Origin of the sequence: Rossellomorea sp. NPDC071047 (assembly GCF_050270195.1) — a bacterium.
Lineage (GTDB): Bacteria > Bacillota > Bacilli > Bacillales > Bacillaceae_B > Rossellomorea.
The window spans coordinates 97389-120180 of the sequence record NZ_JBNNJT010000006.1 but is presented as its reverse complement, the minus strand read 5'-3'; the positions used below and the strand labels follow the sequence as shown (position 1 = coordinate 120180).

Sequence of the window (22792 nt, the reverse complement as noted above, 5' to 3'; positions counted from 1 at the left end):
ATAACGAGTCAAATGAATAACGTGTAATCACATTTTTTGTTTCTAGATTCTAATAAGTCGAAGGCTAATACTAAAGTATTCTAAAAATATGATAGAACTTTTTACAATTAGAGAGTGAATCTGGCCAACAGATTCACTCTCTTGCTTTAACCGAGTTTTTGAATAGGATTTCCTTTTTCTAATCTCCCTAATTTTTTATTTAAGGTATAAAGAGTAGACGTTATAAAAAAACAACTAAACCCCGGCGAAAACGAATCAGGAATCACCAAATAAATCACCATCCCAATCATTAAAACGTACAACGCCTCACGATTAAAATTAGCCTCCCCACTCGCAAGCTGAACCAACGCACTCTCCGAAATCCTCCCTTTCCTAATAACCAAATAATCAGCCACCACAATCGCCGATATCGGAATTATCAGGATTCCAAGATAAGAAATATACTCCTGCGCATTATAAACCAGCTGCGGAAACGAACTTAAAATAATTCCGGCTACACTGAACAACAGTGCACTTTGAATCCGTGATAGGGACGGTAGTGCGTTAAGCAAACTGTATCCTCCTGTATACGCATTACTTAGATTAATAGAAATCATCGATACCATTGCACAAGCCGTGATCACCAATAGAAGCAGACTGGAGTCGGTCAGTTGACTTGCTGCAACAAATGGATTCAAATCCTTGAACAAGCTGGCACTCAATCCTCCAAGCAGTGCGGTCATCATGAATCCGACGACGTTTCCTCCATATAAGCCCCAGAATCCATGGCGGTCGCTTTTGCTGTAGCGAGTGATGTCGGAGGATGCGCTGACGCCTGAGATGTATTGGACGAAGACTAGGCTTGAGTAGAATAGGAACGTTCCGATGGAGAAGGGTTCCTGGCCTTGGTTTAGTGTTGTGAGGGAATCGGCTCCTTTCGTTAGGAATAGGTACAGGATGATTCCCTGGCCGATCACGAGGATCGGGATGAATAGTTTGGTCGCTTTTTTGACGGCTTCAAAGCCGATGAGGGCTAGAAGGGTCATGATGATGGCGAGTCCGATGGCGACCGGTATGAATGGTATGGTGTACGGTGTTACTTTTTCCACCATGGAGATGATGACAAAGGTTCCTCCGATGGTTTGGACGCTGAACCAGTAGAGGGACGTCAGGGACCGGATGGGGGATGCGATGAGCATCGACAGCCGGGTTCCGATGATGGACCGCAGGACGTATTGAGCTGGCAGGCCGTAGCGGGAGCCCGGTAGAGATAAGAATGATACGAATAGGAAGGCGACGCTTGCTCCGAGTACGGTGGCAAGGAACGCTGCCTGAAAGGATAGTCCGCCTTCAAGGACGGCCAGTGCCGGGATGAGGAAGTTTCCTGCGTTCACTGAGAAGGCGAGTTGTATGATGAAGTATTCGATCCATGTGGTTGATTTTAATTCAGCAGGGACCTTTTCAAGTCCGAGTCTTTCGATCATGGGTTGTTTCATGAAAAAGTCTCCTTTGGGTATACTAAGATGCATGGTTTCTATTTTAAAGAATTTTTGGAAAAAAGCGAAGAAATAATCATTAAATTTTTTAAAGAAAAATAGAGATATTTCCTTATTTATTTGTTAGAATGTAAGTGCTTACAGGGTGAGTAATTGCCCTTCGCTATTATATATGAATAGTGTTATATTTAGGAAGTGAATGCTCCAAGGAGCAATAGTGCATTTAGGAGGCTGGCTTAGTATGCGTATTGGTGTACCAACGGAAATTAAAAATAATGAAAATCGGGTGGCTATGACTCCCGCAGGTGTTGTGAATCTGGTTCTTTTTGGACATGAGGTTTACATCGAATCAGGAGCTGGATTAGGCTCAGGATTCACAGACGAAGATTACGTAGCAGCAGGTGGACACATCGTCGATTCTGCAGCGGAAGCATGGTCCATGGACATGGTCATGAAGGTAAAAGAGCCACTTCCAAGTGAGTACTCTTATTTCCGTGAGGGACTTATCTTATTTACATATTTACATCTTGCTCCAGAACCTGAATTAACGAAAGCGTTAATCGATAATAAAGTGATCGGAATCGCGTACGAAACGGTTGAACTGAATCGTGCCCTTCCATTATTGACTCCGATGAGTGAAGTAGCAGGACGTATGGCGACTCAAATCGGTGCTCAGTTCTTAGAGAAAATCCACGGTGGTAAAGGTGTATTACTATCAGGTGTACCAGGGGTTCGCCGCAGTAAAGTAACGATCATCGGTGGAGGAGTTGCCGGTACGAACGCAGCGAAAATGGCTGTCGGACTTGGTGCCAACGTAACAATCCTTGATCTTAACCCGGATCGCCTTCGTCAGCTTGATGATATCTTCGGTAGTGACGTAACGACGCTTATGTCCAACCCGCTGAATATCGAACAAGCTGTTAGAGAAGCGGATCTTGTCATCGGAGCTGTTCTGATTCCGGGAGCGAAAGCACCTAAATTGGTAACAGAAGATATGATCAAAGCGATGACACCTGGATCTGTTGTCGTCGATATCGCCATCGACCAAGGTGGAATCTTCGAAACAACGGACCGCATCACGACTCATGACGATCCAACTTATGTGAAGCATGGCGTTGTACACTATGCCGTTGCCAACATGCCTGGTGCCGTACCACGTACGTCTACCATCGCACTGACAAACGTAACCGTACCTTACGCGGTTCAAATCGCAAACAAAGGTTACAAACAAGCAAGCCTGGACAACGAAGCGCTATTAAAAGGTATCAACACATTGAACGGATATGTAACATACCAAGCCGTTGCCGAAGCACATGCTGTAGACTATTCAGACACAAGAACACAATTAGAGCAACAATAACACCACGAAGCCGACTGCATGGGAATGTTCAGTCGGCTTTTTTATGTAAATATAGGAGAGAGTATGAAGCCTCGGTTGGAGTGCAATTCTTTACATAACAAAATGGGAGTATACAGAAAAAGCCACATCCTGAAATGTGGCTTTTTCTGTATTTTTACTCTATTCGAGATTTGCATGTTTCCCATACATTTTAGTAGAATCCAATCCCTTTTTCTCCATGAAGCGCAGAATGATGGCATCATAAAATAACAACATCGTTTGCTCAAATAGAGAGCCCATTGGTTGGATCGTTTTGTAATCACCTTCGGACTGGTCTTTCGTTACTCCTGGTAATGTAACGGTCAGATCAGCTAATTCTCCAATGGTTGAATCAGGAGAAATGGTTATTGCTGCGACGGTACCTCCCAAGCTCTTTGCTTTTTCAGCAATGGCCACTAACGTTTTGGTTTCTCCTGAGCCTGATCCAATGATTAATAGATCATCCTTTTCTAAGTTGGCTGTTACTGTTTCCCCAACGACATAGGCATCAATCCCCATGTGCATCATTCGCATCACAAAAGATTTCCCCATCAATCCAGATCTGCCAGCACCAGCCACAAAGATTTTCTTGGATTCTAGAATCAGGTTTACTAATTTCTCTGCCTCTTCATCAGAGATTAAGTGCACTGTTTGTCTTAATTCTTCAACGACTTTGGCTAAATATTGAGTAGACTTCATCGTTTCATTACCCTTGGTGAATTAATTCCTGCATTTCACGTGCAGTCGCTCGTTTATCTTCTTTGCTTGTAATCCCGCCACCTACAATGATGAGGTCAGGCTGTTCTTTAATAACTTCCGGTAGTGTTTCTAATTTGATTCCACCGGCAATGGCCGTTTTGGCATTTTTCACAACGCTTTTGATCGTGTGTAGATCTTCAAAGGAATTTTTTCCGACAGCTTGTAGATCATAACCTGTGTGTACACAGATATAATCGGCACCAAGTTCATCCAATTCTTTCGCACGGGCAGCTACGTCTTTCACCGCAATCATATCAACAAGGATTTGTTTCCCTTGTTTTCTGGCTTCTTCTACTGCGCCTTTGATGGACTCGTCTTCTGCCGTTCCAAGAATCGTAATGATGTCAGCACCCGCAGCAGATGCTTGGCTTACTTCATATCCAGCTGCATCCATAATTTTTAAGTCCGCTAATACGGTTAAGTCAGGGAATGCTGCTTTTACTTCTTTCACTGCTTTTAGGCCTTCATTGATCACCACGGGTGTACCAATTTCTACTACATCAATATACTCTTCTACCTCTTTTACTAATGCAATGGCTCCTGGAATATCCACAAGATCTAATGCTAATTGTAACTTCATTTATATTCGCTCCTTATAATAAATTTTAATTGGTTATGCTAAGTGTTGTCATGAGAATGTATTTACTCACTAGCATGCTATTTAGTATAATCAGTATGTAAATAAATTTAAAGTACGCACTTTTATCGCATATAGTGACAAAAAGTATACTATTGGATGAAATAAAGGGGAGTTGACGTAAATGCCAAATTTAGGAGAGAAAAATTTTAACTGTGAGAAAGAATTAACGCTCGCAGTAATCGGTGGTAAATGGAAAATGTTAATTTTATGGCATCTAGGCAAGGAAGGAACGAAACGATTTGGTGAATTGAAGTCCCTTATGCCGGGAATTACCCAAAGAATGCTTGTAAACCAACTACGCGAACTTGAAGATCATTTAATTGTACACCGAGAAGTTTATCCTGTAGTCCCGCCTAAAGTTGAATACTCACTTACCGAGCATGGTGAAAGACTGTTACCGATTTTAGAGGCTATGTATGATTGGGGCAAAGATTATGTCGAGAATGTATTGGAAAAGGAAACGGATGATCAATCAGCTGTAAAATAGAAAATATCACTTACCAAGGGTTAATCTTGGTTTTTTTATTACTGTTTTATATGAGTAGAGACAACAACTTAATTGCCACTACTCGCTTATTTTTATAAAATTGGGGTATAACATAGAGTAGCATACGAGAGTAAGAAAAATAGATAAGTTTATTTGGAGGAGATGCAAAATGAAGATTTCATACCATGGACATTCAGTAGTGAAAATCGAAACAAATGGAAAAACGATCTTAATCGATCCCTTCATCAATGGAAACGAACTGACGGATCTTAAAGTGGATGACGAGAAACCTGATGTGATCATCCTTACACACGGTCACAACGATCACGTAGGGGACACCGTCGAGCTTGCGAAAAAGAATGATTCATTGGTAATCGCCAACCATGAACTGGCAACCTACTTAAGCTGGCAATTAGTGAAAACCCATCCGATGCATGTCGGGGGAGCGTATGAATTCGACTTCGGAAAAGTGAAATTAACACAGGCGTTCCACGGATCCGGTCTGATCACAGACGGCAATGAAATCATCTACATGGGTATGCCAGCAGGCGTTCTCTTAATGATTGAAGGGAAAACCATCTTCCATGCAGGGGATACCGGATTATTCTCCGACATGAAACTGATCGGGGAACGTCATCCAATCGACCTTGCCTTCCTTCCAATCGGGGATAACTTCACGATGGGACCAGAGGATGCGGCAACGGCAGCAAGCTTCTTAAAAGCGAAAAAAGTCGTTCCGATCCACTATGATACATTCCCGCCGATCAAACAGGATCCAAACAAATTCATCGAGCTGCTCGAGGATTCTGAAGGGCAAATCATGATAGCCGGAGACGTAATCGAATACTAATTATTTAAGGGTGGTGCATTAGCATCACCCTTTTTCTCATGTTTACACAATATCCTACACTCCCTCGCATATACATGATACAAGCCTAGAGAGGAGGAAAACGAGTGAAACAACGATACATTCTCTGTCTACTATTCACAGGGGCCCTCATCTATTACGGAGCCCCCCGCATGTCCATCTTTGCAGAAGGCCTTCAAGGCACCTTTGCCATCAGCTGGCTTGTACTTGCTACATTTGTGGTAGCGGGAAACCTTGCAGCCCTACTTTACACACCTAAAGGAACAGGCAAAGATAAAGGCAAGAAGTTGAAATCTAAACCTGTTCGCAGAGTGAAATCAAGGTCGTTTGGATGAGATTTATGGAGAGAGTGGTATTGCTTAAAGGTAGAAGTTGCAAACACAATAAGTTGATTGAAGCGGAAGGGGCTCGACTCCAGCGGGAATAGCCGGACAGGTGAGACCCCACAGGCGCTTGCGCCGAGGAGGCTCACCGCCGGCCCCGCGGAAAGCGAGCCCCTGCAGCGAAAATCAACCAGCACTCTCTAATCTAAGTGGGGCTTTCACAACCGAAAGCCCCGATTAAATTGAAACACCACGCTTTTCACATTATAATAAACATATGAAGCAGGACGTTATAAAGAAGGGTGAAAAGCTTGACTACTAAACACGAACAAATAATAGACTACATAGATACCTTGCCAGTCGGTGAAAAAATCTCCGTCCGCCAAATTGCAAAAGCACTGAACGTGAGTGAAGGAACCGCGTACAGAGCGATTAAAGATGCCGAAACCAAAGGATACGTCAGCACCATCGAGCGCGTAGGGACGATCCGTATCGAACAAAAGAAGAAAGATAACATCGAAAAGCTCACCTATGCAGAAGTGGTCAATATCATCGATGGACAAGTATTGGGTGGAAGAACGGGATTACATAAAATGCTCAATAAGTTCGTCATTGGAGCGATGAAGCTTGAAGCCATGATGAGATACACGGAAGCAGGGAACCTGTTGATCATCGGGAACCGGACACAGGCCCACGAGCACGCACTTCGAGCCGGGGCAGCGGTTCTGATCACCGGAGGATTCGATACAGAAGATCATGTCAAGAAGCTTGCAGATGAGCTCGAACTTCCGATCATTTCTACTTCCTACGATACCTTTACCGTGGCGACCATGATCAACCGGGCGATTTATGATCAGCTCATCAAAAAGGAAATCGTATTGGTAGAAGATATTCTGACAAAAGCGGATGACACGGCTTACCTGCATATCAATGATACGTTGGAAGAATGGTACGAAAAAAATCAATATACATTCCACAGCCGTTTCCCGGTGGTCGATAACAATCTGAAAGTGCATGGCATGGTCACCTCTAAAGACGTCATGGGGCAGGAAAAATATACGGGCATCGATAAGATCATGACCAAGCAACCGATCACCGTCAGCCCGAATACAAGCGTTGCCTCAGCCGCCCATATCATGATCTGGGAAGGGATCGAATTACTCCCGGTCGTCAATGAACAAAACAGGCTCCAGGGGATCATCAGCCGTCAGGACGTATTGAAAGCACTGCAAATGATTCAAAGGCAGCCTCAGGTCGGGGAAACGATCGATGATCTGATCAGTAACGCAGTGGAAGCCGCAGCTGAAAAGAAGGGCGATAAAGAAGTTTACCAATTCGCCGTGACGCCGCAGATGACGACCGGTATCGGGACGATCTCCTACGGGGTATTCACGACCCTGATGACCGAAGCAGCCAATCGTGCATTGAAGCCCTACAAAAAAGGCGATATCGTCATCGAAAACATGACCATCTATTTCATCAAGCCTGTCCAAATGGAGAGCATGCTCGAAATTCACCCGAAAGTTCTCGACGTCGGTAGAAAATTTGGTAAAGTGGATGTAGAAGTATATTGTGAAGGTGTAATGGTAGGGAAATCCCTGATGATTTGCCAGCTAATTGATCGTCATTAGTTCACTTTATTAACAACACAAGGCAATAAATTTAGTGGTTAGTTTGGATTTGAAAGTATAAGATAAACAGTTAATCCTTATGTTGATTGGAGCGGAAGATGCTCGACTCCTGCGGGAATAGCGGGAAAGTTGAGACCCCACAGGGCAAAGCCCGAGGAGGCTCAACTCACGCCCCGCGGAAAGCGAGCATCTGGAGCGGAAATCAACCACTACTCGCTCATTAAAAAGTACCAACAAACAAAAAAAGACTAGATAAACCATCTAGTCTTTCGTACCTTATTGGTTATCCAGTTCTTTCGCTTCTCTTTGAGCATACGGAAGCACATGCTTGTACAGCTTATACCCTGCCCAGCAGCTTCCAAGTCCAATCAGGATAAAAAGACCGCCGATAAAATACGTCAGCGTTCCAGGGAATAAAAACAGCTGATTGATCCCAAACAGGGCAACAAATAGCCCTAGTGCGATGCTTGCCTTCGCCGATAACCATTTCTTTTCCATTGGTCGATTCGTTCGAACCTGTCTGATTTTATAAAAGATATAAAACGTGAATGCTACGACAATCAGTAGTGCGAGAAAATACATAGTTTTGTCCTCCATCGTTGACTTCTCTCGCTACTATTTTACAGATATCAGGACAGAATGCCAAATAAAAAATCCACTACAAAGGAGATTCCCATGAAAGAACAAATACTGGAACTTATCAAACAATATGAAACGATCATCGTACATAGACATGTTCGCCCGGATCCTGACGCATACGGATCCCAGGGAGGACTGGTGGAAATGCTGAAAACGTCCTTCCCGGATAAAAAGATTTATGCCGTCGGGCAAGAAGATGAAAGCCTTCATTATTTAAAACGCCTGGATGTCATTGAAGACCATGTGTTCGAAGGAGCGTTAATCATCGTTTGCGATACAGCGAATGAAGAACGAATCTGTGACCGTCGTTATAAGTTAGGGGATAAGCTCGTGAAAATCGATCATCACCCCAATGAAGATGCATACGGAGACTATTTATGGATCGATACATCCGCAAGCTCAGTAAGCGAAATGATTTATGAATTCTACTTGTTCGGTAAGGATAAAGGACTCACGCTATCTGATGAGGGCGCAAGACTTTTATTTGCCGGGATTGTGGGGGATACGGGAAGATTCCTTTATCCAAGTACAACCCAGAATACGTTTGATATCGCCGGCGAATTGATTCGCTTTGATTTTGACCGTAATGAACTATTCAATAAAATGTACGAGATCGATTCCAATGTCATCAAGCTGCACGGATATGTCCTTCAAAACTTCGAAATGGATGGGGACGGCTGTGCAAGCATGATCATGACGAAAGAAATTCTCGAGGAGCATCAGGTCATTCCTTCTGAAGCTTCTTTACTGGTCAGTACATTGGGGAACGTAAAAGGCATCAAAGCGTGGGTCTTCTTCATTGAAGAAAGTGATCAAATCAGAGTCCGTCTGCGTTCTAAGGGACCAGTCATCAACACCATCGCCAAAAAATACAACGGCGGGGGACATCCATTGGCTGCAGGAGCTTCGATTTATTCATGGGAAGAAAAAGAAGAAGTGATGAAGGATTTAAGAGAAGTGTGCAGGAATCATAAATAAGACTTAAGAGGAGCCGGCGGACGCAGGCTCCTCTATTCATGTTCTGGCGGAACTAGATAATAAAAGAGTTCAAACTCCGGTCCATTGACGGGAGTGTTTTTGAGTTCTTTTTTACTTCATGTCCCTGTAAATTAGGCTTTTGTATCAGTCACAATACCCAGCAAGGTGACATAAATTGTTTGGGAGTGTTCATATTTATAGTGAATTTACCTAAATGACAGAAGTTTTTCTTAGAAAGCTCAATTGTTTTTGTTCCTTAATTGTGAGAGACATTGGGTAATTTTTATGGGAGGGTATGAAATTGATGAATAATTTTCATAATGAACTTCAAAATCTGAATGTTGGTGATTTCCAGGCAACACAGCCTGTTTCATGGGATCAAAACATGTATGATCCTAATGACGAACGACTTTTCCTTGGATTTGGAGGCTGCTTCGGCGTTGGTTTTTCATGCTTCTTTAGCTGTTTTGGTTGTGGTGGCTGTGGTGGATGTTTCCGTTGCGGAGGCTGTGGCAGATGCGGAGGCTGCGGAAGATGTGGCGGTTGCGGCCGATGTGGACGCTGCGGGCGTTAATCAGCTTTTAGAATATCGTTGTCAACATGATCCCTGCATGACTCGGTGCAGGGGTCTTTTTTTTATACATAAGGGACAAAGTGAGACTCATACGATGATAATGATAGTCACATTAGCGGGTGTAAGGAGGAGCGCTATGGCAAAATTGGACCCTTCTATGTGTTTAAAAGTAAAGAGGGATACGTTTTACCTCCCTGAACCAAACAACGGTGTTTTCTTTAGGAATAACCAATGCTCTTTCCGCATGGAGGGACGTGGAATTGATCAATGGGTGGAGAAGCTGCTTCCGATGTTCAATGGGGAGTATTCCCTTGAGTATTTGACGAACGGACTGCCTGAACCTTATAAAAACAGGGTCATGGAAATGGCAGAGGTATTGCATAAAAATGGATTTGTCCGGGACGTGAGCAGGGATCTGCCACACCAGCTGCCCGATCATGCAGTGAATAAATTCGCATCACAGATCGAATTTGTCGACAGTTTGGCTGGTTCGGGGGCTTCAAGGTTTGAAACCTACCGAGGGGCTAATGTCCTGGCAATAGGGTCTGGTCCTTTTCTGACTTCACTCGTGTCATCGCTGATTGAATCCGGATTGGCTAAGCTGCAGGTGTTCATGACCGATGAGGTACCGACGAATAGAGGGCGGCTGCAGGAACTTGTGGAACATGCGCGTAAAACGGATCCGGAGATAGAGCTCATGGAAGTCGGATTCAGTGAAGGGGGATGGAGGGAGACCCTGAAGCCGTTCGATTCCATTTTATTCGTAAGTCAAAAAGAAAACCTTGAGGAATTGGAGCTCCTCCATGCCATTTGCCGGACCGATAAGAAGCTGTTGATTCCGGCGATTTGTCACGGGGAGAAAGCAATCGCAGGACCCATTATCCACCCTGATACTGAGGCTGGATGGGAATCTGCATGGAGGCGCGTCCATTCTTCAGCCTTACGAAAAGAAAATCAGGTGACGATCGAATCGGCGGTCCCTGGAGCGATGCTTGCGAACATGATTGTCTTTGAACTATTCAAAGAGGTAACGGGAGTGTCAAAATCGAATCAGAGAAATCGAATCTTTTTGCTGGATACAGAAACGCTTGAAGGAAGCTGGCATTCCTTCGTACCCCATCCCCTTGAGAAAGGACATTTAGCAGCTGAAGCGATTCAGGATGTGGAGTCACGGATAGAGCAGGTTTCAGAAAGATCTGACCCTGAGAAAGTGCTGTATCTCTTTACTTTGTTAACGTCAAAAGAAACGGGGATTTTTCATATATGGGAAGAAGGGGATACGAAGCAGCTGCCATTGGCTCAATGCCGTGTCCAGCCGGTCGATGTCCTGTCCGAGGGTCCTGCAGAACTTCTGGATGAGGTGATCTGCAATGGCTTGACCCATGAAGAAGCACGCCGGGAAGCCGGGTTAAGAGGGATAGAGAGATACGCTTCAAGATTGGCCAGTTTGATCGTTCCTCGAGAGCAGGGTGAATATATGGCCACCTGCTCAGGAGCGTCGTTTTCAGAATGCGTCGGCCGCGGTCTTCGGGAGTGTTTGGCTGATGGGCTGAGGAAAAGAGAAGCGGTTCAAAGCAGCACGATTTCCCGTCTTGAATTGGATAGGGTTGAGGATGAAACATGCCGATTCTATTTACAGGCACTGACCACCATGCAAGGAATGCCTGAAATCGGATTAGGTGAGGATTTGGAAGGATTTCCTGTCGTCTATGTTCGCGGAAAGAATGGCTGGTATGGAAATACCGATGTAACGATCACGATGGCACTGAGAACCTCTCTTCAGCATGCACTCTTCCAGCTTCAGAACGATACGGAGGCTTTTGACGCAAATCCTGTTGTCGTTGCTGAGGAGCAAGGAAAGGCAGAGAGAATCACCATTCCAGCTAATGAAGACATGACCCAGCACCTGAAAGAAGCAATCGAAACCTTGAAAAGGAATCAGAAGCAGGTAGTGGTGTATGAGCTGAATGTTGAGCCAGTTTTTAAACAGGAGCTCGAAGGCGTGTTTGGCGTACTGCTGCGAGAGGAGGAAACCGGATGAATTCTTTCGTGGTCATTGTGGGGGATGGGCTGCTTGCGGACCTTGTGTGTGCGCAAATTTCAGCCCGGTATCCCGTTTTCCGGCAAGAAAACGTTGAAAAAAAGTTCCCGGCACAGACAGATCTGGTGCTGACTTTGGATGATACATGGAATCCGGCTGTACACCAAATGGCAGAAGAAGTGATGAGGCAGTCGTCTATCCCATGGCTGAGAGGCTTCGTTTCGTTTGGAGAGGGAATCATCGGCCCACTGGTTCATCCGAACACACCAGGATGCTCACAGTGTGCCGATCTGAGACGTCTCCTTGGAGGAAAGGAACGGAATGAGATGCGGGAGGTACAGGGAAAACTTGCTGAAGAGGGTGGAATCACGAAAGACCCATGGGCTTCGAATACCGGTTTAGTGCACATGACTCACATCATCGCAGCAGAAGTTGGCCGGGTCCTTGAAGGGGCAAAGCCACATTCCAAAGGACAGGTATGTTTAACCGACTTAAAAACATTGAACAGCTCCTGGCACTCTTTCGTACCCGACTCATTATGCCATTCTTGCAGCCCGATACCGGACGATTCGCCGGAGTTAGCCTGTATTTCCCTGAAACCCAGCCCTAAAATCAATGCCGGCAGTTTCCGCTGTACTCCCCTGGATGAACTGAAGAACGTCCTGATCAAAGACTATCTGGATAATCGGACCGGACTTTTCAACAGCAAGATGTATGACCTGGTGACGCCATTTGCAGATGCGAGTGTCAATATGCCGATGTTCTCCGGGGATGAAGGGACGGCCGGACGGACACAAGCCTACTCAGACAGCGAGCTGACTGCCATTCTTGAAGGATTGGAGCGTCACTGCGGCCTAGAGCCCCGGGGCAAACGGACAATCGTCCATGATAGCTACCGACAGTTGGCGGAGCATGCACTGAATCCATTAAAGGTCGGCGTCCACACCGACGAGCAGTACGCGATGCCAGGTTTTCCATTTGAAAAGTTTGATCCTGACAGGGCTATTGACTGGGTGTGGGGTTATTCACTCATCGAAGAACGTCCGATTCTCGTCCCTGAGCTTCTTGCCTATTACAGTCTGGGCTGCAGCTCAGCCGGTTTTGTTTATGAAACGTCCAATGGCTGTGCACTTGGAGGAAGCAGGGAGGAAGCGATATTTTACGGAATCATGGAGGTGGTCGAACGGGACTCGTTCCTTTTGACCTGGTATGCAGAGCTCAATCTGCCGCGACTTGATCCTCTTACATCAGGGGACGAGGAGCTGCAGTTAATGATCGAACGGATGAGGGCGGTCGCAGGGTATGACCTCTATTTATATAACTCGACCATGGAGCACGGAATTCCAAGCGTCTTTGCGATGGCCAAGAACAGGAAGGATAAAGGGGTGAATCTGATCCTCGCGGCAGGTGCCCATCTGGATCCAGTGAGAGCGGCAAAAAGCGCGATTCAGGAGCTCGCCGGGATGATGCTGAATCTGGATGAGAAATTGGAGAAGAACAAGGCGAATTATGAAGAAATGCTTGAAGATGATTCTCTCGTAAGGCAGATGGATGATCACGGCATGCTGTATGGATTACCACAGGCTGAAGAACGTTTCACGTTTTTACAAGATGACAGCAGTCCATTGCGAAGTTTCAAAGAAGAATTCAACTGGAGCTCCGATCACAGTGATCTTACGGATGACCTGAAGGATATTCTTGAAAGATTCCGAAGCCGGAGCCTTGATGTCATTGTAGTTGAACAAACCGCCCCGGAACTTGAAAAGAACGGACTATACTGTGTGAAAGTCTTGATTCCCGGCATGCTTCCCATGACATTCGGTCATCATCTCACCCGTCTGACAGGATTGGAAAGAGTCCTTAACGTCCCGGCGGAACTGGGATATGCCGACCGGACATTGACATATGATCAGCTTAATCAAAAACCGCATCCGTTTCCTTAAGGTAGTAGGAGGTAAGGAGGATGAGTCTGGAAGAGTTTTTACACAATCTGCAATTTAATATCAATCGGGCCAATCAGCCAAACTGGGAAGTGGACTGGGAGGATGCCCCTCTTCCCTACAAGCTCTACCAGGGTTTGCGGGCTTTGCCATTGTCTTTGGAAGTACCTGTGTCACTGATCGAGAGCCAGCCGCCGTCAACACCCGATTTAGAAAGAATCGGGCATTTTCTCTGGTATGTCTATGGCATCACAGGGGTTAGCCAGTCGGTGGATTCTGAAGACTCCGAGCATCAGGAATCTTACCCCATCCACTCCTATCGGCGGTTTGCTCCTTCAGGAGGGGCGCTGTATCCGAATGAACTATATATCTATTTAAAGTTGGATGATTTGCCCGATGGAATCTACCATTATGATGTCGCCCACCATCGCCTCGTCCTGCTCCGGGAAGGGAATGTTGATTCATACTTAGAACGGGCACTCGGCAATCGCTGCGACATCTCGACGTGTTTTGGCACAGCTTTTGTTTCCACCCGATTTTGGAAAAACTTTTTTAAATACAATAACTTTTCCTACCGGCTGCAAGGACTGGACGCCGGTGTCCTTAAGGGACAGCTGCTGGAAACGGTCAAACGGTTTGGATTCGAGTCAGGGGTGTATGTTCAATTTCTGGACTCAGCGATCAATCGTTTGCTTGGGCTGACAGAGGAGGAAGAAAGCGTCTATTCCGTCATCCCGCTTTCGGTTGCTGCAACGAATTGGGCTGGAACCGGATTGGAACGGACAGTCACCGCTGAGGAATTATGCCACGAGCTGCCCGCACTTTCTGTAGAACACTATGAAAAGTCTGAAAGGGTTAGGGAGTTTCCTATGTTACTGGCGGTGAATGAAGCTTCCAAAATACATTCAACAGGTGATCTTCAGACACTTGGAAAACAACCGGATTTTAGAAGCGGTGAAAAAGAAATCCATCTGCCGGAGATCGAGTCCTATACGTATGATTTTGTTGAAGCATGCAAAAATCGCCATTCACCTGAAATGGATTTTGTCATGGGGAGGGTCAGTCAGGAACGGTTATCGACCTTACTCAAATTGGCTACCCATTCATACGCATTCAGAAGTGACATAGAGGACGTCTATGTCGGCAAGGAAAACCGTGTTTCGATTTATGGCTGTTTGTATAATGTAGAAGGCATTCCAAATGGCGCATACGTCTATGACAGTGACCGTCATTCCTTGCGGGAAATCGGCACAGGGGATTATCGTCGCCAGCTGCAATCAGGTCTGTCACTGGATAACGTGAATCTGCTTCAGGTGCCCCTATGCCTTCACATCATCGGAAACAAAAATCACTATCAGGACACCCTGGGATACAGAGGCTACAGGATCATGCAAATGGAAGCCGGAATGCTTGTGCAGCGCCTGCTATTGGCAACGTCAGCCGCCGGGTTTGGCGGACATCCCCTGCTTGGGTTTGATACTAAATTGACCGATGGAATTTACAAACTGAATTCAAATGACAGGACCACTTTGATCCAGATCCCGATCGGACCTTATCGGGATAAGGCTTGGATGAGGGGGAGTTTGTTGAGTTAGAGGGAGCCACGGGGACAGGTACATTGGCTTTTTAAATAGGAGCCGCGGTACCTGTCCCCGTGGTTCCTCTCCTTATTGTATGATAAGCAACTTTTTAGTTGCATTTGCTTGACGCGCAACCTGATAGTTGCATATAATCAATTTATGAATTGGGACAAAGACGCAATATTTAAAGCACTTAGTGATTCTACCCGACGGCTTATATTGGACGAGCTATCCGAACGTAACGAGCTGACGTTATATGAGCTTACGGCACGCCTCATTATGAAGCACAACCTCTCCATTTCACGACAAGCGATAGCTAAACACCTTTCTGCATTGGAAGAGGCAGGGCTTGTCACATCAAAAAGAAAGGGGAAATATCGAGTACTTATCTTTCATAACGAACCACTGAGAAACTTACTGAAAGGTTGGGTAGAATAATTTTAAAGTACCTTAACCGGGATTAGAGATGGATGAAATGCTTTCTGATTGTTAGCAAATCATGATCAGTTGCAGAAAACATAGGAGGGGAAAACATGAGAATCATCGTTACAAGTATATTCGTAGAAGATCAAGATAAGGCATTAGAGTTTTATTCGGAAACGTTAGGTTTTGTGAAAAAGCATGACGTCCCTACAGGAGAACACAGATGGATAACGCTTGTTTCTCCAGATGAACAAGAGGGAACTGAGCTTTTACTCGAACCGAATGAACACCCGGCGGCAAAAAAGTATCAACAGAAGTTATTTGAGGATGGCATACCCGTAACAATGTTTGGCGTTTCAGATATTCACAAAGAGTATAAACGATTAGTTGAAAAAGACGTGCAGTTCACTATGGAACCAACAAAAATGGGCGAAATCACAATAGCCGTTTTCAACGATACTTGCGGCAATCTTATTCAGATCATTCAGCAGTAATATGGGCAACCATGCAACTAAATGAAAGAGAAATTTGTTCGGTAAATGACCAATTGGGGTCTCTTCGCAAAGATATTCACGAAAATTAGTCTTTATGTGACGTGTTAGGTGGTATGAAAATGGATAGTCAAATCAAATTGGCATTTGAAAAATCAAAATCAGGCGATAAAGAAGAGCGTTATGAAGCTTATCAAAAGATTCTAGCTGTAACGGATCAAAAAGTGGATTGGGCGTATGAAGTATGGGATCAACTAGTAGAGGATTTAACTCATAAGGATAACCATCAACGTCCCCGTGCTGCACAATACTTGGCTAATCTAGCTAAAAGCGATCCAGAGATGAGAATGATGGAAGATTTCCCTAAGTTGTGGGAAGTAACAAAAGATGAAAAGTTTGTTACAGCCAGACATAGCCTCCAATCAATTTGGAAGGTGGGAGCTGCTGGTACTCCGCAAAAAGAAATGGTGATGGAACATATGGTGGAACGTTTTAAAAATGGAACAGACGAAAAAAATTTCACGTTAATTCGTTATGACATCCTTCAAAATATGAAAAATTTATATGACCATTTTAATGATGAGAGCATCAAACAAGCGGCTTTAGAATTGATCGATACGGTTGATGATAAAAAGTACGAAAAAAAATATATGGCTATATGGAAGTAGTTAAACTATTTTCAAGGTTTTGAAGCTGAAGATAGGAGTGTCTTCAGCTTTTAATTTATTTATGTGTAATAGAGCGGGGACGGTTCCCGTTCTACTTTTTTATTTTTATTGGAAAACGGGACCCTGGATGAGAACCGTATCCGGGTATCCTGATTTAATCGTATATTACCGCTTTTCCTTCTGCTCTCAATTTTTTTAAAGAGGTCAGCATATGGTTAATGTCTTCATCGGAGTGTCTTTCCCACGCACTTAATTCAGCTACGATTTTCAAAGGTGATTTGGATCTGTAAGAACGGGTTGGGTTCCCAGGGAATCTTTTATCAGTTACGTTCGGGTCATTTTCGAATTCACCCGTTGGTTCTACGATGTAAATTCTCTCTTTTGATTCTGAAGCTGCTAATTCAGCACCCCATTTTGCAGCATCCAATGTAGCGGTGAAATAGATATAATTCGACTTCTTATCTTGGTAATTCGATTTGTGCTGTGGTACTAGAAAATCTCCAATATTAAGGGCTGCTTTCGTACCATGAAAGAAAGGGCCTTTATCTAAGACATCTTTTTTGTCATTCATACCAATACACCTCTTCAATAGATTTGTATTTAACAGTATAGGGCAGTAAATGGAGAAAATGTAGTCTGTAAACCATTTTTTATTAGTAGAATAATGTAGGTAGAGAGGGATGCAAGCGGAAGGTTCTCTTGCACCTGCTATACAAAATCACGGGACTCCACAAAACAGGGGTCTCTTTGTTATTTTATGAACTTCATGATCATTTTCCAAAAGTGATTCTATCGTTTTGACGTGATCCTCGTGGGATTGCATCCAAATCTAGGTTGAACTGTAATTGAGTCATCTTTATTCCTCTTCTCATTGTTTATCGTCATTGAAAACAGTGTTGACAAGAAGGAATAAAATGACTCTTTCTTTTTACACAATCATATGGACTTAATCAACCCGAATAACAACTGCATTCTTCGGCATTGATATTCCTTAAGCCGCGGGGACAGGTGGTCCATTGGCTCATTAAATCGGAGCCGCGATGTCTGTCCCCATGGCTCTTACATACCAGAGTTGACAGATACACGGAAAAATTCCGCTTAATTCGTCATTGTAAGATTAAAAAGCTGAAATAGAAGGGAAAATTCCGCCTATTGACTCAAAAAATACAATAGCGATGATTTTTCTGTGCTTAAGCGGAAAACCTCCGCTTATTTACCTTAAAACAACTGTCATTCTGAATGTAAGCGGAAAATCTCCGCTTATTTTACTTTTTCGAAACGGCTTGTACCTGTGCCCATAGCGTTTAGTTGATGATCAGTTTGTGGTTTGTATCTTTCACGTCTTTACAAAACAATAACTTTCTATTAAAAATGGGTCAAAACTGCTGTGCTACCTTGAAGATGACAAAAGCACAGGGAGGTTTTCCATGTCTTTAAGTAAATTGATGTTGGCAGCAATCGCAGCTGGGGTTTTCTTCATCGGATCATCATTTGCGTCATCTTCCACCGACCCTGGAGAGTATATATCTGTGCAGCTTCTGGGAGTCAATGATTTTCATGGCCAGCTGGAAACGGTTCGAACAAGGAATGGAAAGCAGGTAGGCGGTGCTGAATACTTGGCAGCCTATTTAAAAAAGCACCGGCAGGAAAACGAAAATACCCTGTTGGTCCATTCAGGCGACATGGTCGGTGCAAGCTCACCTGTGTCATCTCTTATGCAGGATGAACCTGCCATCGAATGGATGAACGAGGTCGGATTCGACATCGGAACGTTAGGGAATCATGAGTTTGATGAAGGAACGGAGGAGATGTTCAGGCTCCTTGATGGCGGCAAACATGAGAAAACGGGTAACTTTGAAGGGGCGGCTTTTCCATACACAGCTGCCAATGTCATCAATAAAAAGACAGGAAAATCGATTTTACCACCATATTTAATCAAAGAAGTCGATGGGGTGCCCATCGGGTTTATCGGAGTTGTCACGACAGAAACGAAAGATATCGTCCTGCCAAGCGGGATTGAAGACGTTGAATTCATGGATGAAGTCACTGCCATCAATCAAAGCGTAAAAGAATTGAAGGCAAAAGGAGTTCAGTCCATCGTCGTTCTCGGGCATGTTTCCGCCTCTTCAAACGAAGACGGAACAAATCCTGCCCAAGACGCCGCTGAATTTGCCCCCCGCATCGATGATGAAGTAGACATTATCTTCGGCGGCCACAGTCATGGCTTTGCCAATACGTCAGTTGATGGGAAAATGATTGTTCAATCGTACTCATATGGAACAGCCTTTTCAGACGTAGACCTCCTAATCGACCGGGAGACGAAGGAAATCGTCAATAAGCAAGCAGCCATCATATCCACATATCACGATGGAACCCTGCCCGACAAAAAAATCAAAAAGATGGTCGATTCTTTCTCTGCCGACAAACAGATGATGCTGGCCCAGGAAATGGGTCAGGCCGAAGCCCCCATCACAAAGGATAAAACCGCCAGCGGGGAGCGGTCGATTGGAAATCTTATCGCAGATTCACACCGGGAGAACATGGACACAGACATCGCATTCATGAATCCGGGTGGAATCCGGGCGAACCTGGATGAGGGGGCCCTTACCTGGGGAGAACTGTACACCATGCTCCCGTTCGGCACCAACCTGGTCAAACTATCATTGACCGGCGCCGAGATAAAAGAAGTACTGGAACAGCAGTGGAAAGGGGATTTTCAAACCATCATGCAGACATCGGGGCTCGACTACACCTACGATAAAGACGCACCACCTGGACAAAAAGTCGCATCAATGACTGATAGAGACGGAAACGCCATTCAGCCTGACCAGACGTATACCGTAGCCCTCACCAATTATCTTGCAACCGGAGGAGACGGGTTCACTGCTTTTAAAAAAGGCAAGGATTCTGTAGAAGGTCCGCCGACATTGGACTCATTTATTACCTATATCATTGAATCTGGCGGAAGCATAGCACCGCCTGAGACAGATCGGATCAAGGTACAGTAAATGAAAACCAGTAGAGCGGGAACTGGTTGCGCTTTACTGGTTTTATTTTTATTGAAAATACGTCGCCAGTTCTTCCACCTTCGTAAAAATAGGAAACTCTCAGTGAATTTGTTAGTTGAGTTGATAGTATATTGGCTTATCCAAAACCGGATGGGCTTCTTTTTTTATCTGAAATTTTCCTTGAGTAAGCTTCGTGGATTTGAAATAATTGGAATTGAGATGGTGTTGAACCAATAAGAGGTCACGCAGACTATTTAAAGTCCATTTAAGTTTCATTCCATATAAGGGGGCAAAAACTGTAGATCCAGCCGGAAAAGCTATTCAGCAATGGTACCAGAAATATTCGGGAGATGAAATCCCTTTCAACTATTCTGATAAAGGAGCAGGTTATTTGAACAAGGAACACGTTTGTAGTAGTGGCGAACAGAATCATAAACGTAAATTAAAAGTGAGGTTTTTAAATGCTTGAATTACAAAAATGCTTAATTGAATTTACAAAAATGCATGATGGGTTTATACGTGATTGGAACAGAGCGATGAGTTCTGGTGACACATCCTCAGTAGAAAGAATGTCAGAGGATTACTATGTTGCTTTTTTTAATAAGGGAAATGAAAAACCAATTATTTTCACTAAACAAGAAGCTATAAATGGTATGAGACAATCGGTTCGACTTTTTCTAGGTGCTAACAAAAGGTTTGAAAATAGAGTTATTCGACTAAGGGATAACAAAAATGCAGTAGTGTTCTATGAACAATTGATTGTAAAAGATGAGGAAGTATTAGCACGATTATTTACCATTGAAAATTGGAGATTAATGAATGAAAAATGGATGGTTATAAGGGAAACAGAAGAACCAATTAATTAGTTTTTTCTTCAGTGATGTCATCAGGCAAAGTATTCGGCCATAAAAATACTGAGGGTGAAATTGCTTCAAGTGCGGCCATAGTCCCCTACGAAACGAGTTTCGCCTCTATTGGTATGGTCATAGTCAAGGAAGAATATAGAGGATTGGGATTAGGAAAAGAAGCAACGCAACAATGTATGAATTCCCTTTCAAGCGACGTTGAGATCATGCTCATTTCGACTGAAGACGTAAAGCCTCTCTATGAAAAAATGGGGTTTCATATTGTTTATCGTGTGCATAAGTACATATGTAATACCTATTTGACTTCAAATCTAACCAATACAACAGTTACCATTGAACATTTTAATGAAAGCGACTTAACCAAGATAATTGAGTTGGATGGAGCGGCTTTTGGAGATAAAAGGAGCAATTACCTTAAACATAGAATCAATCAATCCGAGGCATATGTAGTCGTAAAAGATAACATAGGGGATATCATAGGTTTTGGATTATCCATAGTAGGAGCTGTCAATCTTATAATAGGTCCCATTGTGGCACCGGATGCTAGGGTAGCATCTATAATTTTAGATAAGCTGGCTATAGGACACCAAGGCAAATTAAGGATCGATTTACCATCAGGAAATGAAGTATTTAAGGTAGCCGTTGAGAAATGCGGATTTGTAACCGTGAGTAATCCACCCATTATGATGGTTAATTCCACTAAGATGCCCAAGAGAAATGGTGAATTGTATGGAATTGCTGCTCAGGTATTCGGGTAAGAGAAACGATATGTATTATTTCGCCGATCTGTATGCCCTCAGCTTTTTTATTCGATCATCGTGCATTTCAGCAGAAGAAGTAAGCTTATATGTGATTAAATTTTCACTATTGATAGTTGGCCAAATGAGGGGATAGATGAAATGATGAAAGAAATGTTAGTCCAAATAAAGGATTGTAAACTATATGCAAAATTGGTGGGAGAAAATGATGGGAAACCAACTGTTGTAATGGATGCTGGATATGGTGATTATTCCAAGGCTTGGGATTCAGTAATCGAAGATCTTTCATTGCTCTCTAATGTTCTAATTTATGATAGGGCGGGACTTGGGAAAAGTGAAACAAGTCCTAATCCCAGAACTAGCGGTGAGATGGTAAAAGAATTGAAGGAACTTCTTATTGAGGCCAAGATTAAACCTCCCTATCTATTAGTAGCGCATTCATTCGGTGGAGTGAATTTGAGAATGTTTGCAACTGAATATCAAGATGAAGTGTGTGGACTTGTCTTGGTTGATTCAACACCTGAAGATTATAGAGAAAGATTTCTCCCGACAATGTCAGAGGACTTTCAACAAGCATACAACAAGCAATTCATTTATGAAGGAAATTATGATGAATTTATGGAGAGCTTAAAACAGTTGAGAGACACCAGACTTAAATTAAATGTCCCACTAATGGTTCTTTCAGCAGGTAAGAAAGCTCACTATTCAAAGGAATCACAAGAGTTATGGAATCATATGCAGAGAGAGATACTTGAAATCTCCTCTGAAGGTGAATTGGTGATAGCTGAAAACAGTGCTCATTATATACAAAATGATGAACCAGAAGTGGTAGTAGCTGCTGTGAAAAAATTGATAGACAGAGTTTGAGAGTCTGATAAAAATGCAAAAATTAATATATTAGTATTATTACCAATAATAAATAAAAATAGATGGAGGGAAAGTTATGTGGGTAATATTAGGGGTTATTGCAATAGTAATAACTTTTATAAATCTTTATATGTATACAGCAGGAAAGGACTATAAGCTCGCTATGGCGTTAGCATTATCTTTTACAGCATTAACAGTTTGTGCAGATTACAGTTATGTATCTGGGTGGGTAAAAGGGGAAGATTGGGCGGCATTATCGGATGTAGTACCTGGTATGGCAAGGGCATTATGGTTTTTGACGATTGTTTCTATCTTATTAAATATAGCCCCTATCCTTTTAGATCTAAAAAGAAAGAAATAATTATTCTTTGTCCACATCATTTATATAATATACTTAA

General features: G+C 43.6%; 23 protein-coding genes. 18 read left to right on the top strand and 5 right to left on the bottom strand.

Annotated elements, in window-relative coordinates:
• Positions 1-146: 146 nt before the first annotated feature.
• Positions 147-1475 carry a purine-cytosine permease family protein gene (locus tag ACQKFO_RS19095; RefSeq protein ID WP_427600413.1) on the bottom strand — a complete coding sequence of 443 codons (1329 nt, stop codon included), beginning with the start codon at positions 1473-1475 and terminating at the stop codon, positions 147-149.
• 241 nt (positions 1476-1716) lie between these two features.
• Between ACQKFO_RS19095 and ald the strand changes: the two genes are divergently transcribed.
• Positions 1717-2835: an alanine dehydrogenase gene (ald, locus tag ACQKFO_RS19090; protein WP_427600412.1), complete on the top strand. Its 1119-nt coding sequence runs from the start codon at positions 1717-1719 to the stop codon at positions 2833-2835.
• A gap of 159 nt (positions 2836-2994) precedes the next feature.
• Here the strand turns inward: ald and hxlB are convergent, their stop codons facing one another.
• Together hxlB and hxlA are read right to left on the bottom strand one after the other, a co-directional pair.
• A complete protein-coding gene (gene hxlB / locus ACQKFO_RS19085; RefSeq protein WP_341356776.1) occupies positions 2995-3552 on the bottom strand; it encodes a 6-phospho-3-hexuloisomerase in 558 nt (185 codons plus the stop codon).
• Between the two features lie 7 nt (positions 3553-3559).
• The gene (hxlA, locus tag ACQKFO_RS19080; protein WP_044339358.1) at positions 3560-4192 is read right to left on the bottom strand and encodes a 3-hexulose-6-phosphate synthase; all 633 of its coding nucleotides are present in this window, start codon (positions 4190-4192) and stop codon (positions 3560-3562) included.
• A 181-nt stretch (positions 4193-4373) separates the two neighbouring features.
• On the opposite strand from hxlA, the gene ACQKFO_RS19075 reads away from it, so the two are divergent.
• From ACQKFO_RS19075 to ACQKFO_RS19060, 4 genes are all read left to right on the top strand, one after another.
• On the top strand, positions 4374-4739 hold the full coding sequence (locus tag ACQKFO_RS19075; RefSeq protein ID WP_427600411.1) for a winged helix-turn-helix transcriptional regulator: 366 nt from the start codon (positions 4374-4376) through the stop codon (positions 4737-4739).
• A 169-nt stretch (positions 4740-4908) separates the two neighbouring features.
• The gene (locus tag ACQKFO_RS19070) at positions 4909-5589 is read left to right on the top strand and encodes a metal-dependent hydrolase (protein WP_427600410.1); all 681 of its coding nucleotides are present in this window, start codon (positions 4909-4911) and stop codon (positions 5587-5589) included.
• Positions 5590-5693: 104 nt separating this feature from the next.
• The gene (locus ACQKFO_RS19065; protein WP_427600409.1) at positions 5694-5942 is read left to right on the top strand and encodes a hypothetical protein; all 249 of its coding nucleotides are present in this window, start codon (positions 5694-5696) and stop codon (positions 5940-5942) included.
• Positions 5943-6241: 299 nt separating this feature from the next.
• Positions 6242-7561, top strand: coding sequence for a DRTGG domain-containing protein (locus ACQKFO_RS19060; protein WP_427600408.1), 1320 nt, complete (start codon positions 6242-6244; stop codon positions 7559-7561).
• Between the two features lie 276 nt (positions 7562-7837).
• Here ACQKFO_RS19060 and ACQKFO_RS19055 read toward each other — a convergent pair whose 3' ends face one another.
• A complete protein-coding gene (locus ACQKFO_RS19055; RefSeq protein WP_427600407.1) occupies positions 7838-8143 on the bottom strand; it encodes a YtpI family protein in 306 nt (101 codons plus the stop codon).
• A 93-nt stretch (positions 8144-8236) separates the two neighbouring features.
• Here ACQKFO_RS19055 and ACQKFO_RS19050 point away from each other — a divergent pair, with 93 nt between their 5' ends.
• The 8 genes from ACQKFO_RS19050 to ACQKFO_RS19015 all read left to right on the top strand — a co-directional run bounded on the left by ACQKFO_RS19050 (position 8237) and on the right by ACQKFO_RS19015 (position 16895).
• The gene (locus tag ACQKFO_RS19050) at positions 8237-9178 is read left to right on the top strand and encodes a DHH family phosphoesterase (protein ID WP_427600406.1); all 942 of its coding nucleotides are present in this window, start codon (positions 8237-8239) and stop codon (positions 9176-9178) included.
• Positions 9179-9482: 304 nt separating this feature from the next.
• Complete coding sequence (locus ACQKFO_RS19045) at positions 9483-9752, top strand: heterocycloanthracin/sonorensin family bacteriocin (protein WP_427600600.1); 270 nt, start codon at positions 9483-9485, stop codon at positions 9750-9752.
• A 136-nt stretch (positions 9753-9888) separates the two neighbouring features.
• Positions 9889-11793, top strand: coding sequence for a putative thiazole-containing bacteriocin maturation protein (locus tag ACQKFO_RS19040; RefSeq protein ID WP_427600405.1), 1905 nt, complete (start codon positions 9889-9891; stop codon positions 11791-11793).
• Positions 11790-13736: a TOMM precursor leader peptide-binding protein gene (locus ACQKFO_RS19035; RefSeq protein ID WP_427600404.1), complete on the top strand. Its 1947-nt coding sequence runs from the start codon at positions 11790-11792 to the stop codon at positions 13734-13736. The genes ACQKFO_RS19040 and ACQKFO_RS19035 overlap by 4 nt, the downstream gene beginning before the upstream one ends.
• 20 nt (positions 13737-13756) lie before the next feature.
• Entirely contained in the window at positions 13757-15328 is a 1572-nt protein-coding gene (locus ACQKFO_RS19030) for a SagB family peptide dehydrogenase (protein WP_427600403.1), read from the top strand.
• Between the two features lie 144 nt (positions 15329-15472).
• Positions 15473-15751, top strand: coding sequence for an ArsR/SmtB family transcription factor (locus tag ACQKFO_RS19025; RefSeq protein ID WP_044339464.1), 279 nt, complete (start codon positions 15473-15475; stop codon positions 15749-15751).
• Between the two features lie 95 nt (positions 15752-15846).
• The gene (locus ACQKFO_RS19020; RefSeq protein ID WP_427600402.1) at positions 15847-16230 is read left to right on the top strand and encodes a VOC family protein; all 384 of its coding nucleotides are present in this window, start codon (positions 15847-15849) and stop codon (positions 16228-16230) included.
• A gap of 119 nt (positions 16231-16349) precedes the next feature.
• Positions 16350-16895, top strand: coding sequence for a hypothetical protein (locus ACQKFO_RS19015; protein ID WP_427600401.1), 546 nt, complete (start codon positions 16350-16352; stop codon positions 16893-16895).
• A 154-nt stretch (positions 16896-17049) separates the two neighbouring features.
• On the opposite strand, the gene arr is transcribed toward ACQKFO_RS19015, so the two are convergent.
• Positions 17050-17466, bottom strand: coding sequence for an NAD(+)--rifampin ADP-ribosyltransferase (arr, locus tag ACQKFO_RS19010; RefSeq protein WP_427600400.1), 417 nt, complete (start codon positions 17464-17466; stop codon positions 17050-17052).
• Positions 17467-18322: 856 nt separating this feature from the next.
• On the opposite strand from arr, the gene ACQKFO_RS19005 reads away from it, so the two are divergent.
• The 5 genes from ACQKFO_RS19005 to ACQKFO_RS18985 all read left to right on the top strand — a co-directional run bounded on the left by ACQKFO_RS19005 (position 18323) and on the right by ACQKFO_RS18985 (position 22755).
• Entirely contained in the window at positions 18323-19903 is a 1581-nt protein-coding gene (locus ACQKFO_RS19005) for a bifunctional metallophosphatase/5'-nucleotidase (protein ID WP_427600399.1), read from the top strand.
• Positions 19904-20364: 461 nt separating this feature from the next.
• The gene (locus ACQKFO_RS19000) at positions 20365-20769 is read left to right on the top strand and encodes a hypothetical protein (RefSeq protein WP_427600398.1); all 405 of its coding nucleotides are present in this window, start codon (positions 20365-20367) and stop codon (positions 20767-20769) included.
• A 14-nt stretch (positions 20770-20783) separates the two neighbouring features.
• On the top strand, positions 20784-21527 hold the full coding sequence (locus ACQKFO_RS18995; protein WP_427600397.1) for a GNAT family N-acetyltransferase: 744 nt from the start codon (positions 20784-20786) through the stop codon (positions 21525-21527).
• Between the two features lie 141 nt (positions 21528-21668).
• The gene (locus ACQKFO_RS18990) at positions 21669-22394 is read left to right on the top strand and encodes an alpha/beta fold hydrolase (protein ID WP_427600396.1); all 726 of its coding nucleotides are present in this window, start codon (positions 21669-21671) and stop codon (positions 22392-22394) included.
• Positions 22395-22470: 76 nt separating this feature from the next.
• The gene (locus tag ACQKFO_RS18985; protein ID WP_427600395.1) at positions 22471-22755 is read left to right on the top strand and encodes a hypothetical protein; all 285 of its coding nucleotides are present in this window, start codon (positions 22471-22473) and stop codon (positions 22753-22755) included.
• Positions 22756-22792: the final 37 nt, after the last annotated feature.